Source organism: Citrobacter sp. Cm038, from assembly GCF_030333105.1.
Lineage (GTDB): Bacteria > Pseudomonadota > Gammaproteobacteria > Enterobacterales > Enterobacteriaceae > Citrobacter > Citrobacter murliniae.
In genome coordinates, this window is sequence record NZ_JAOWGO010000022.1 from 917509 (window position 1) to 931307 (window position 13799).

The following is a 13799-nucleotide window of genomic DNA, read 5'->3' on the forward strand; positions in this document are numbered from 1 at the left end:
GATGTTTTCCTCAAATCAATCCTGCCAGATGGAACTCTTCGTACAACCGTTTTGGTGTTAGCGGCAGAGTATTGATTGCAACACCGGTGGCCATTTTCACCGCATTACGAATTGCTGCGGCAACAGGAATAATTGGCGGCTCACCCAGTGACTTATGTCCATATGCGGATTGCGGCTCATTGATTTCGACAAACGCGCTTTCCAGTTGTGGTAAATCTGGCATGGTCGGCATTTTGTAATCCAGTAGATTTGGGTTACGTACCACGCCGCTTTTTGCATCGATGATCATCTCTTCAAATAATGCCCAGCCGATACCCATTCCCATTCCGCCGTGAACCTGGCCTTCTGCCAGCAGTGGATTAAGGATGTGACCCGAGTCGTGGACGTTGAGGATTCGATTAATGGTGACCTTACACAGCGCGATATCGACGGTCAGATCAACAAAAGTACAGCCAAATGCGGGCGGGTTGGTGGTGGTTTTGATCGAGCTTTCGGCAGAAAGCTGCCCGCCGCGCTCGGGATGGTAAAAAGCATCCATCGCCAGATCTTTTAACGACAGCAACGGTTCTTCTGGTCTTTCAACCAGCACGATATTGCCTTTCATCAGAGTCAGATTCATCGCTGACTGATGCAACATCACCGCTGCGTGAGCAATGATTTTCTCTTTTAATAGCAGTGCCGCACTGCGCAGCGCCGGCGCGGCAACGTAGCTTTGACGTGAGGCAAATGCACCGGGATCGAAAGGAGTAACATCGGTATCTTGTGTCGAAATTACGCGTACATCACTAACCGGAACCCCCACTGTTTCAGCTACCATTTGCGAGAATACGGTGTCGGCACCCTGGCCGATTTCCGTTGCGCCGCTTTGTACGTTGATCGTTCCATCCTGGTTCATCAACAGGCGCGCGCCAGCAATTTCAACACCGACGGGCCATGTGTTTGAGGTGTAACTAAAGCAGGCAACGCCGATGCCGTGCCGCAAATTACCTTGCTGGTTCTGGCACTCCGCGCGACGTTTATCCCATTCAAAGATTTCACGCCCTTTTTCCAGGCACTCAGGTAATCCTGCGCTGTAGATACGTTTGCCAGTGAGCGGATTTGCATCACCTTCACGGGCAGCATTGCGTAAACGAATTTCTACCGGATCAATACCTAATGCTTCGGCTGCGTCATCAAGCAGTGATTCTACGGCGAAAACCACTTGCGGCGCACCATAGCCACGCATCGCGCCAGCCGAGGGGAAATTGGTATAGCAGGTTTTTGAACTGTAAGCGTAGGCGCTGCGAGGATAAAGATAAGCGACTTTGTTACCGCCCGCAGAAGCAATGGAATGGCCGTGAGAGGCATAAGCACCGGTGTTGGAAAGAACATCCAGGCTATAGCCTTTCAACGTACCGTCACGGTTTATACCCATTTGTCCGTCAATGGTGAAGGCGTGGCGGGTACGTGTCGCCAGGAAACACTCCTCACGACTTAGGGAAACTTTCACCGGGATACCGCCAAGTTTGCTGGTCAGGAATGCCGCCATAGGTTCTTCCAGCACATCTTGTTTGTTACCAAAACCGCCGCCGACGAAGGGTTTAATTACCCGCACGCATGACCAGGGAATATCCAGCGCCTGACCGACAACCCGGCGGACAATATGCGGGATCTGGGTGCTGGAGACGATCGTAATCCGGGTGTCATCTTCCATCCACGCCAGCGATGTCACGCTTTCCATATGGCAATGTTGGATGACTGGTGTCTGGTAGTGTCCCTGGATTTGGTAATCCGCCGCATCGATCGCTTGCTGGACATTGCCTGTCGACATAGCACTTTGTTTAAGCAAATTGCCGCCGTTATGAATTTGTGTAGCGTCTTCTGCCAGTGCCGCTTCCGGTGAGGTGATAACCGGTAATTCTTGCCATTCAATATTGACTAGCTGCGCCGCGTTTTCTGCCGTAAGTTCATCCCGGGCAACAACGATGGCAACCGCATCACCGTGATGGCGAACGTGGCGTGTTAACAGACCGCGATCGGCGGTATCACGTTTATTCTCATCCAGTGTCCAGGCATGTCCAGCTGTAGCAAAGGGAATGTCGGGCACATCTTCCCAGGTGAAAATGGCCAGCACGCCAGGCAAGCTTCGGGCTTCTTCATCATTAATACTCACGGCATAACCATGTGCAATTGGGCTACGTACATATTTCGCGTAGCACATGCCTGCCATAACATAATCATCAGTATATCGTGCCCGCCCGGTGACCTTGGCAATGGCATCTACGCGCATGCATGATTCACCTGTAGCAGTTGCTTCCCGCGCTTCCATTTAAATCCCCTTGATTTGAACATTTAGTTCTTATGGCAATGGTTAAGTCAATGCAGGCAAGAATTACGCCAGAAACGACTATAAGCGTGAGGGGAGGAGGGAAGTGTGATGTCGTTTAAAAAATGACAGAGGTGATGCGATTTTATCAGTAATGAAAGAGGGGCAGTGTATCAATATGAGCGTGATAAAAAATCATTGTGATAAATAAGCCTTTGGGATTATCTGAAAATTGTATTTATCGTTTTTGTTGGTCGGAGGTTAATCGGAAAGAGATTCATTAACAAAACTTGTATTGTACAGGCGTTTTCCAGAGCAATGGATTGGGGATCCGGCGGGGGACTGCTATGATATAGCGTCTTGTTTTTTGAGCGAGGAAAGATTTTGAGCGCAGGACGCCCGAATAAACACACTCTGGGTATCGTGATGTTGTTATCGATAGGGCTGCTTTTGGCGGGCTGTTCAGGTAGCAAATCATCAGAAACAGGAACGTATTCCGGCTCCGTTTACACCGTGAAACGGGGAGATACGCTATATCGTATTTCGCGCGCTACCGGGACAAGCGTAAAAGAGATTGCCCGCCTGAACAACATTTCTCCTCCTTATACCATTGAAGTGGGGCAAAGGTTGAAGGTCAGCGGTGGCGCGAAATCCACTATGACGTCTGGTAAAACAAAAAACAAATCCTCCACGAAAACCGCAGCGGTCAGACCGTCTTCATCCGTGCCTCAGTCATCCTGGCCGCCGGTAGGGCAACGCTGCTGGCAGTGGCCAGCCAGTGGTAAGGTGATATTGCCTTATTCAACAGCGGACGGCGGCAACAAAGGGATTGATATCTCTGCTGCGCGTGGTACACCGATTTATGCGGCCGGAGCAGGGAAGGTGGTCTACGTCGGTAATCAGCTACGGGGCTATGGTAACCTCATCATGATTAAGCACAGTGAGGATTACATCACCGCCTATGCCCATAACGACACGTTGCTGGTGAACAACGGACAAAGCGTGAAGGCCGGGCAGAAAATTGCCACCATGGGCAGCTCAGATGCGGCGTCTGTGCGTTTGCATTTTCAGATCCGCTATCGTGCAACCGCTATCGATCCGCTGCGTTATTTACCGCCACAGGGGAGTAAACCTAAATGTTGACGGTGAATTAATCGCCAGTCAGTCGGTTAGCACCTTGCCAAGAAGAGTGTAAGGTTTATAATCCCTTACGCACTTCAATGCGGGCGTAGTTCAATGGTAGAACGAGAGCTTCCCAAGCTCTATACGAGGGTTCGATTCCCTTCGCCCGCTCCATGACCATTCTTAAAGTATCTCAACTTACTGAATCCTAAGGGATATGGCTTTAAGCCTTCCGATAGTTTTACTCACTGTAACTAACACTGTGACTAACTTTGTTGAAGTAGTGAGCAGACCTAAGGTCTCAGTACATGCTCAATTCCAGAACTTACCTTTATCAGCGTAATGGCGTCTTCTATATCCGTCTTAGGATGAAAGATAATAGGCGTAAAGATGTCTGGACGTCCAAAACAAACAGATATAAGATAGCGTCAGTATCATTACGGACCAAGGACAGGCGTACCGCTATGGCTCACTCTCGGCACATCAAGGCAGCTCTTCGGGCAATCCATGCAGACAGACCAGACGCCTCATATGAGGAAATGAGGGAACACCTTAGGGACATCGCTGAGTGGGAATTGTCTACTGGGCGTTCAGACCTCTTTGAGCCGGACATGAGAGACCTGTATCGTGACCAGTACGGAGAACTCGGTGAGAACCTTACGGATGCCTTGGCGAGTGAACCGCTTAGTATTGACCAGCATCGCTATATTCATGAGGCCCTGAAGGTGCTCAAGGCTTGTATGAGACGTATAGAAGCGGGAGACAGTCAACAATTGATAGATTACGTCGATCGTTTTAATGATATTGATCGGCGAGATGGTCAAGCCTACGTGTCCTTATCTGTAAGTGCTCCTAAGGGAAAACCAGAAGTTACACCAAGCGTTACAGTAGCGAGCCTCTTTGAGCAGTACGAAGCGGAAAACGCTCAGAACTGGAAGCCTGCTACCTTAAGGGAAAACAAAGCGTCCCATGCTGCATTAATCGAAATATTCGACTATCTGGGTCTCAATGTTGAAGCCAGCAGGGCAGACATACTCAGAGTTCGTGATGTTCTCCAACAGTTACCAAAGAACCGTAAACAGCGCTTCAAGGATACCCCATTGGTTGACCTGCTGAGCCGTGAAGATAAGACAGATTGTCTGGATGTAGTCACCATCAATAATAAATATCTCATTAAGATGGCGGCTGTCTTCAAGTGGGCTTTGCGCAACGACCTGATTAAAAAGAATATGACAGAAGGGCTGGAACTTAAGGTTCCCCAGCGTAAAGCCTCTGAGGCCCGTAATGCCTTCTCTACGGAGCAAGCAGGGCAACTTATGGAAGCCGCTAAAGCCTACTCTCTGAAGTCCTCTGGTAAGCCGTATCATTACTACGTTACCGCTTTGGCTGCTATCACTGGGGCAAGACTCAATGAAGTCGCTCAGCTACAGGTCAAAGATGTCAGGACCACAGAAGCTGGGACCGTTTATATCCATATCAATGAAGACGACAGTAGCTTACCCGGTAAGAGCATCAAGAACGCCCACAGTGATCGCTGTGTGCCACTTGTCGATGGAGCCTACGGATTTGTATTGGCTGACTTTATGAGGCTGGTTGAGGCTCGTAGAGGCGTTAATGGTGATAATGCTATGCTGTTTGATGGCCTTCGCCTTATGAAGAATGGCTACGGTGAGCAGGTGAGTAAATGGTTTAACCGGACGTTGTTGCCCAAGGTGCTTGCTGACCGTGAAGGATTAGCTTTCCATTCGTTCAGGCATACAGTTGCGACTCAGCTAAAACAACATGGTATTGAATTGGCCTATGCTCAGGCGATTATGGGCCATAGCTCTGGGTCTATTACTTACGACCGTTACGCTAAAGAGGTTGAGGTTGATAGACTGGCAGCAGCGCTCCAGAATGCCTTGATGACCAGCAGAAGCACCACAATTCAACTTACTGATTAACATGGTAAAATTAATACGACTCGCAAATGAGAGGAGGACATACTTCTCCTTGCTTAACTTTGGGGTTCCAGAAGTGCCAAAGCGAAGACGGGAGTCCTCATCACAAGGTTAACTATTAGTCGACTACCGATTGAACAATGATCAAAAAACCTTCAATCGCTGTAAGTTCACTGGAGGTTTTCGCCTATTGTCAAGGGAAAATTAATAGGACTCACTATTGGGAGGGGCGAAAATTATTTCTTACCGTACCCACCTATCGAACCATTCACTGCCTTCTTTCAGGCTTAACACTAACCGTAACTTATCGCATCCTTTCAGGGGCGGGATGACCAATTACAGACACCAAGCGTTCTAATTAAAGTGAATGCTTCCTGTGTGCTCTGGGTCAGTCGATAAGTGAATAGCAATAGACATCATATTAACTATGGTCTCTGGTCTACAGGGGCTAAACTTAAAGTTTACTTAAAGACCTTAAAGTTATATTACTTGTTTACACAAGATAATAATAAAAACTTAAAGAATAACTTTAAGAGTACTTATGATTATCTATCATTTAATCTTGTCATAATTCACTTTTGTAATAACTAACGATGTCCCCACAAGACACCGCTCCTATCAATCTCAAAGACATCCACAATGTTTACCCTTTGTTCTGCTGGTCCTCCTTCATTTGAGGACCTTGGGCAGGTCAGTGGGTTGTGGCTCAGGGTGCAAACAAAGGAGTACAACGATATGGCTCAACAAGTAATTAGCTTTAATAATGAATTCTCAATGTCTTCCTACGAGTTTCTGACCACGATTATCAATCCAGCCCGTGAAGAAGCAGGGGAGAAACCTGTCCGAAATAATGCCTTTATAGAGCGTGTCCGTGATGAATTGGACGGTTGCAAAAATTTGGTAAGCGATATGGTTACACCAGCCGGAGGTGGTACTCCTATGGAGAACGTCATCCTCAATGGAGACCAATTACTTCTGGTCGGTATGCGAGAGTCTAAAGCTGTGCGTCGTAAGGTTCTGGAGTACATTCGACGAATTGAGAAGGCTAAGCAGTTATTGGAAGACCAGAAGAAACGAGCAGCTATCCAGTCAGCTAACCGTCGTGGCGTAACGTGGGGTGATTTCTGTAAGGCCAACGAGCTACCCGCACAGGAACTACTACTTGCGCTCAGGAAGCAGGGACGCCTATTACGCTGGCGCATGGATAATACTGTCACGGTTCATCCGCATTTTGCGCAATACTTTCGGATCATCAAATATAATGATGCGAAGTTCAGCTCTACAGGTATCAACTTCAGGTTGAACACCAAGGGGGTGGAGTTCTTCTCACAACCCGACCGTGTGGCCCGCTTCCGGGAAATCCTTGTTGAGCAATACGGGTCTGATATTGACAAGCAACGTCTATTGCAGTCGAAAGCGCGGTAGGCTGTAGAGTTATGAATAAGAGTATCAAGCTTGGCCCTCGTACACCAGAAAGCCGCAAAGCGTTACACCTGATGACAGTCGATAGTGCTTCCATTGTGCCCACTTTGGGTTTGCCCCCCCCCCTCTCGATGAACCCTGTCTACGTAAAGGCTGCTTTGTGCCTCATTATAGTTGTTGTGGGATTATCATCTAAAGATTCTCATGGTTGATATAGGTGTCGGCGATCAATTTCAAATTATCGATCGAGATAAACGATCGGCGTGGTGGCTGTAATCACGTTATCCTTTGGGCACCCTTCTGAAATTTTGAGGATATAAATGTGTTTGGGCTTTTTAAGAAAAAGACAAAAACGGAAAGACGATATGATGTGACACGCATTCAGTACGAATTGGTCGTGATGTCATCTGGACTGGTAAGCAAACAAACTGTGATGTTCGATGCAATGGTGGATAAGGAGCGCAGAGAGTTAGAGGGCTCTCCGTATTTATCTGCGGGGTACATTACTCCTTGGGTTATTGGGTATATCACTGGCATTTTGGATGCGGTTACTCAAACTGAGGCTAACAGGATGGCATTTACGTCGGAAATGCTTGGGCTTATTTTTTCAGTCATTTTTGGTGATGATAAGTCTCATGACGCCATGGTAACTTATATAGCCTGTAACGAAGCCTCCTCACCAGACCATGAATTTCATGTTACGTACGAGCTCTATATGACTGGTCTTGCGAAAGCTTTTAATGAGGTATGTGAGAATAAACCTGTAATAGGGCTCATGAACTATTTAATGCGGGATTAAAATTTCCTACAAAAATCTGAGCGTCTATCTAATAGTTCATCCTCTCGTGTTGTCCCCGTAGCCCTCCTTGAGTTTTCCCTGAAGCGAGGGAGGCTACCCCCTTGAAGTTGAAACATTGGGACCCTTCCAGATGTTCTGGCCTTGGTTCTATTCCATTTATAGGAATATTACAGGCATTCGACCTTGACCAGAGATCACTCAGTGTGTAACCATAACTGTAACCAAATGGATTCATTATATCTTTAAGAAACAAATGGTTATTGAGTGATTGTCTTCGATACTTCGATTCCCTTCGCCCGCTCCAAATTCAATTCTCCTGAAATCTACCGAACTCAATTTACCCTTGATAAATAAGCAGTTATTGCATTCTGTTCGTCAGTTGAGCTCTATTTTTCTTCCTGCTAACTGGTCGGTGACTGTGGCTTTCACCCGTTGCTTAACTCAGCAATAACAGTACAAGTGTTGCAATAGCATTCGTTGGGTGAAATGCTCGTTAACGCAAAACTAAAACCTGGACAATTTTCGGGTCGAATGTACAAATTCCTGTATGTTGACCAGGTCTTACTGAGGTAATGTCAATCAGCTGTAAACCTGTATCTGTTAATTAATTCCTTATTGTGTATAATAAATTTATAGTGACTTTTATCACATTAAGTTTATCTGCTAATAGACAAATTTTCTCCACACTATAATGATGTCAGCATGTTTAATAAGGGTTGACATATAATGATTAGCTTAATTAATACATACACGACCTCCAAATGGTTCAACATTGATACCATCATTGTCAATCATCGCCCATAAGTTCCCTTCCTCTTTATAAATGCAATGAAGGACAGAAGCAGATTAAAAAATCTGTCTGTTTTGCATGCCCTGAATAATCCATAAATTATTGTCTGCACAATCACGTTTCTCTGTCTGTATGCCTGAAAAAGGCCTGTGATAAGGGAATGCTTGGTGTGCTAATAATATCTCCATGGACTAATTTTGCGGGTTTTAAATAAATTATATCGGTAATTCATGCTTAATGAGTTGCTGCAGGCTGACATGTCTTTTATCTAATATAGGACTATTCCATGAATAACTTCAAACATTTGCCAGAGCCATTCCGTATTCGTGTTATTGAACCCGTAAAACGTACAACACGGGATCATCGTGAAAATGCCATTCTCAAATCAGGGATGAACCCGTTCCTGCTTGACAGTGAAGATGTATTTATCGATTTGCTGACAGATAGTGGTACAGGCGCAGTTACCCAAAATATGCAAGCCGCAATGCTACGGGGAGACGAGGCATACAGCGGAAGTCGAAGTTACTATGCACTTGCTGAGGCAGTGAAGAATATTTTTGGATATCATTATACTATTCCAACGCACCAGGGAAGGGGGGCCGAGCAGATTTATATTCCTGTATTAATTCGTAAACGTGAGCAGGAAAAAGGACTCGACAGAAGCAAAATGGTTGTTTTTTCAAATTATTTCTTCGATACCACCCAAGGGCATAGTCAAATAAATGGCTGTACCGTTCGTAATGTTTATATCAAAGAAGCATTTGATACTTCAGTTCGTTGTGATTTTAAAGGAGACTTTGACCTTGATAAACTGGAGAAAGGAATCCAGGAAGTAGGTCCAAATAATGTCCCCTATATTGTTGCCACTATTACATGCAACTCCGCAGGCGGTCAGCCGGTATCTTTGGCAAATTTGAAAGCAACGTACCAGTTAGCGAAAAAGTACGACATTCCGGTAGTAATGGACTCAGCGCGATTCGCTGAAAACGCATATTTTATCCAACAAAGAGAAGCCGCTTATAAAGACTGGAGCATTGAAGACATAACCCGCGAAACATATAAATATGCTGATATGTTAGCTATGTCGGCGAAGAAAGATGCAATGGTGCCAATGGGCGGATTGTTATGCATTAAAGATGACAGTTATTTTGATGTCTACACCGAATGCAGAACACTTTGCGTGGTCCAGGAGGGTTTTCCAACCTATGGTGGTCTGGAAGGCGGGGCAATGGAGCGTCTGGCCGTTGGTCTTTATGATGGTATGAATCAGGACTGGCTGGCATATCGCATCGCACAGATCCAGTACCTGGTTGATGGCCTTGAAGCCATTGGTGTCATCTGTCAGCAGGCGGGCGGACATGCCGCTTTCGTGGATGCAGGAAAGTTGTTACCTCATATCCCTGCCGAACAGTTTCCTGCACAGGCCCTGGCGTGTGAGCTTTACAAAGTTGCTGGGATTCGGGCTGTTGAAATTGGATCGTTCTTATTGGGAAGAGATCCTAAAACAGGGATTCAATTACCTTGTCCGGCAGAATTGCTCCGTTTAACCATTCCACGCGCTACATATACGCAATCACATATGGACTTTATTATTGAGGCGTTTGGTCATGTGAAAGAAAATGCCAATAATATTAAAGGATTAACATTCACCTATGAACCTAAAGTTCTGCGTCACTTTACTGCCCGACTGAAAGAAATCTGATAATTAGCAACCGAATATGAATGGCCATATTTAATGGCCATTCATGTTCTATCTCGCTCTATAAAAATGACATGACAATGAAGATATATAACTCAAGATAAGAGGCTCGCATGGAAGAAAATTCCAGTTCAAAGCATTCATCCTTTTGGGGAGTTATGGTTATTGCCGGAACCGTAATTGGTGGAGGGATGTTTGCTTTACCCGTTGATCTTGCAGGTGCCTGGTTTTTTTGGGGCGCGTTTATATTAATAATCTCCTGGTTTTCAATGTTACACTCAGGATTGTTACTACTGGAAGCAAACTTAAACTATCCAGTGGGTTCCAGTTTTAATACTATTACTAAAGATCTAATTGGTAACAAATGGAATATCATTAGTGGCGCTACGGTTGCCTTTGTTTTATACATATTAACGTATGCATATATTTCAGCAAACGGAGCTATTATTAGTGAAACGATATCTATGCATTCAGGAGAACATGTTAACCCCAGAATTATAGGTGTTTGTACCGCTCTGTTCGTGGCCGGGGTGTTATGGTTTAGTTCGCTAGCTGCGAGTCGGATTACTTCGCTTTTTCTCGGTATAAAAATCATTGCCTTCGTTATTGTTTTTGGTTCACTTTTCTTTCAGGTCGATTACTCAATTTTAAGTGGTATCAGTGGCGTAAATGAAACTAGTCATTCCTACTTCCTCTATATATTTATGGCGGTTCCAGTATGTCTGGCATCCTTTGGTTTTCATGGTAATATTCCCAGTCTTATCATTTGTTATGGGAAGAGAAAAGATAAATTAATAAAAAGTGTTGTATTGGGGTCTTTTCTGGCGTTGGTTATCTATTTGTTTTGGCTGTATTGCACAATGGGGAATATTCCGCGCGAGAGTTTCAAAGGTATCATTGCTTCCGGTGGAAATGTTGATGCTCTGGTAGGATCATTTCTTGGGACAAATCAGAGTGGCATGATTGAGTTCTGCTTACTCGTTTTCTCTAATTTAGCAGTGGCGAGTTCTTTCTTTGGTGTGACGCTGGGATTATTCGATTTTCTTGCTGATTTATTCAAATTTGACAACTCACATACTGGTCGTTTTAAAACAATCCTTCTTACCTTCCTGCCACCAACACTGCTTTATCTGCTATTTCCTAACGGTTTTATCTATGGGATAGGTGGCGCAGGGTTATGTGCAACGATATGGGCTGTTATTATTCCTGCGGTACTCGCATTGAAGTCACGTAAAAAATTTCCCAATCAGATGTTTACAGTATGGGGTGGGCGCATTATTCCAGCCGTAGTGATTATCTTTGGCATTGTCGTTATCTTTTGCTGGTTTGGTAACGTACTGAATATTTTACCAAAACTGGTGTAACTTGAGTTCGTGACGGACAGGTTTTTATGAAACCTGTCCTGATTTTACTATTACACACAATCATTGCTTCAAATTTCCTACAGATAAATAGAATCAATGGGGTTAGGGGATATCACGCTGGGTACTGCATTGGGCTTTCATCCCACCCGGGATCTTCACTATGTTTTGAGCTTTGATATGTATGTGCCAACAGGCGACTATAACCAGTTTGATCTTTCCAGCCTGGGGCGAAATTACTGGGTGGTACAACCGGTATGGGCGATCAGCTATATCCCTCAAAAAGGCGTCAATGCTGATATCAAAATGATGTACGACTTTAATTTCCGCAATGGTAAGACCCGTACGCGTTCAGGTCAGGCGTTTCATGCCGATTATGCCCTGGAATGGGCTTTTGGCAATGGTTGGGTGATTGGTCTTGGTGGCTATAACTTCATTCAAACAACGGATGATGACGGGCCTAATGCAGCGCAGGCAAAGGTGCGGGCATTTTCAGTTGGTCCTTCTGTCCGTGACGCCAACGATAAGAACTGGCTACCTATATTGAAATGGTAGAAGGAAACGAATGTTCGCAATCGGCCAGTCGGCTCCCAGCTATATCTAAAAGCGACTATTCCGTTCTGAAAACCATATTCTCAAAAATAGTACGTGGTGTCTGAGTCGTTCTTCGGTTCGTTGAAAAAGAGCCTGCATGCTAGCAAGCCCAGAGCCATACTAATTTTGGAATAATAGTATTCACTGTTTTGTATCTTTTAATTGTTTATCTTTTTTGTGGTTTTGGTAATCTTTGTGAACTGTTCTTGGATTCGGCCTTTTTCTAAATAAAGATAGCAATATGAAAACTATTGTAGTCTATCAAATAGTTTAATTAATCTGATGAGTTGGAGTTATTGTTTAAAATCACTGATTTATCTGAAATAAGTCACCTGGTCACTTAACCTTTTCCAGAACTATATGGCTCTAATCACTAACACTTATAGTGTTAGTGATTATTTGATTAATAATTTAAAATACTTATTTTTTGTATTGTTATATGAGACACTGATCAAGTGAATATTGATAGCGTTGAGAGTATAAGTATGCTTGAAAAACATGATTTTGAATGTATAAAGAACATTGATTTAAATTCAGCACTCTACTTTTCTGCGGTGATGAGTTATAAGACAATTTTTAATGCTAGTGTGGTATTAAACTGTTCTGCGCCAACAGTTAGCATCATGCTCAAACGCTTTTGTTCTTACTTTCCCGTTCCATTGTTTGAGAGAGAAGGTCGTTGCCTGAGCCCGACGAAATATGCGGTAGAACTGGATAAAATGATCGGAGAAACATTTTTGAAATTTTCTGTGGCTATGAGCAATGATCCTCGAAAAGTTACGATTTTTAAATGAGCATTGTCTTAATTATCACTCAGAGTAAATCTACAGGCATCTCATTTTTCTTTTGTCATTAGTTCAATTATATAATCCAACGATAGTTGTACTCGTAGCGGAAGATTTTTCCGGTTTCTGTAAATAACGTAGCAATCAATAAAAACTCCCCATTCTGGAGGAAGTACAGACATTATTCCGCTTGTGTCTTTGAGAAGTAGATGGGATGTCACCATATATCCCATTCCATTTCTGCAGCAGTTGATGGCTGTATAGATATTGTCAAATTTTAGTTTCCCCGTGACGTTGACTGATTTCACTTCAGCCGTTTTTTCATGGGTGAACTCCAGCGCATTTTCATAGCTGTTATTGGCCATCGAACTTAATAAAATGAAAGGATGGCGAGATAACTCTTCTGGCGTCGTGAAAGGGTGATGTTCAAAAAACGCTGGGGTAGCAAAAACATCCATCCGTATCCGCTTTACTTTTCGGGCAATCAGATTCTGATTATGTGGTGGGGAATAGGATATGAGCATGTCACAGGAGTTATTAAAGCTCACGCCCTTAAAGTAGTCTGCGTTATAGTGATTGGATGTTGTTATTGTCACGTTCAAATCGGGGAATCGTTGAAACAATGGCGGCAGAATATTCTCTGCAAGATAAGCCTGCATACCGGAAGGAGAAAAAATATTAACTTCACCAGATGGCGCTTTCTTATAATGGTCGACTAGTTCAAAGAGTTCATCATTTTCAATAATGTACTTTCTAATGTTAGGCAGAAGAGTTTCCCCGAATGCAGTCAGCCTGACCGGACGACTCTCTCGATCAATTATTTTGATTCCTAACGTTTCTTCTACTGCCGCAATACTTTTACTGATGCTGGCCTGGGTCAGGCCGACATTTTTAGCAGACAGACTGAAACTTTTCGTTTCAACAAGGTCCAGGAGTATTTTTAAATCTCTGATTTTTAATTGTTTCATCATGGCTGTTCTGT

At 44.2% G+C, this 13799-nt stretch carries 11 protein-coding genes and 1 tRNA gene; 10 read left to right on the top strand and 2 right to left on the bottom strand.

Annotated elements, in window-relative coordinates:
* Window positions 1-10 precede the first annotated feature (10 nt).
* The gene (gene xdhA / locus OGY01_RS15655) at window positions 11-2308 is read right to left on the bottom strand and encodes a xanthine dehydrogenase molybdenum-binding subunit XdhA (protein ID WP_045447135.1); all 2298 of its coding nucleotides are present in this window, start codon (window positions 2306-2308) and stop codon (window positions 11-13) included.
* Between the two features lie 381 nt (window positions 2309-2689).
* Between xdhA and actS the strand changes: the two genes are divergently transcribed.
* From actS to OGY01_RS15700, 10 genes are all read left to right on the top strand, one after another.
* The gene (actS, locus tag OGY01_RS15660) at window positions 2690-3448 is read left to right on the top strand and encodes an amidase activator ActS (protein ID WP_200041857.1); all 759 of its coding nucleotides are present in this window, start codon (window positions 2690-2692) and stop codon (window positions 3446-3448) included.
* A 79-nt stretch (window positions 3449-3527) separates the two neighbouring features.
* Window positions 3528-3601 (top strand) — tRNA-Gly (locus tag OGY01_RS15665).
* Between the two features lie 134 nt (window positions 3602-3735).
* A complete protein-coding gene (locus OGY01_RS15670; protein WP_286493322.1) occupies window positions 3736-5370 on the top strand; it encodes a site-specific integrase in 1635 nt (544 codons plus the stop codon).
* A gap of 732 nt (window positions 5371-6102) precedes the next feature.
* Window positions 6103-6792, top strand: coding sequence for a hypothetical protein (locus OGY01_RS15675; RefSeq protein WP_286493324.1), 690 nt, complete (start codon window positions 6103-6105; stop codon window positions 6790-6792).
* Between the two features lie 319 nt (window positions 6793-7111).
* Window positions 7112-7588, top strand: coding sequence for a hypothetical protein (locus OGY01_RS15680; RefSeq protein ID WP_286493325.1), 477 nt, complete (start codon window positions 7112-7114; stop codon window positions 7586-7588).
* A gap of 726 nt (window positions 7589-8314) precedes the next feature.
* Complete coding sequence (gene tnaC, locus OGY01_RS23695) at window positions 8315-8392, top strand: tryptophanase leader peptide (protein WP_197086135.1); 78 nt, start codon at window positions 8315-8317, stop codon at window positions 8390-8392.
* A gap of 272 nt (window positions 8393-8664) precedes the next feature.
* Window positions 8665-10080, top strand: a complete 1416-nt coding sequence (gene tnaA / locus OGY01_RS15685) for a tryptophanase (protein WP_045447130.1) — start codon at window positions 8665-8667, stop codon at window positions 10078-10080.
* Window positions 10081-10190: 110 nt separating this feature from the next.
* Window positions 10191-11441, top strand: coding sequence for a low affinity tryptophan permease TnaB (tnaB, locus tag OGY01_RS15690; protein WP_048220614.1), 1251 nt, complete (start codon window positions 10191-10193; stop codon window positions 11439-11441).
* A 96-nt stretch (window positions 11442-11537) separates the two neighbouring features.
* Window positions 11538-11993 carry a SphA family protein gene (locus OGY01_RS15695; RefSeq protein ID WP_286493326.1) on the top strand — a complete coding sequence of 152 codons (456 nt, stop codon included), beginning with the start codon at window positions 11538-11540 and terminating at the stop codon, window positions 11991-11993.
* A 524-nt stretch (window positions 11994-12517) separates the two neighbouring features.
* The gene (locus OGY01_RS15700; protein ID WP_045447124.1) at window positions 12518-12826 is read left to right on the top strand and encodes a LysR family transcriptional regulator; all 309 of its coding nucleotides are present in this window, start codon (window positions 12518-12520) and stop codon (window positions 12824-12826) included.
* Between the two features lie 41 nt (window positions 12827-12867).
* Here OGY01_RS15700 and OGY01_RS15705 read toward each other — a convergent pair whose 3' ends face one another.
* Window positions 12868-13788, bottom strand: coding sequence for a LysR family transcriptional regulator (locus tag OGY01_RS15705; RefSeq protein WP_200009936.1), 921 nt, complete (start codon window positions 13786-13788; stop codon window positions 12868-12870).
* Window positions 13789-13799 lie beyond the last annotated feature (11 nt).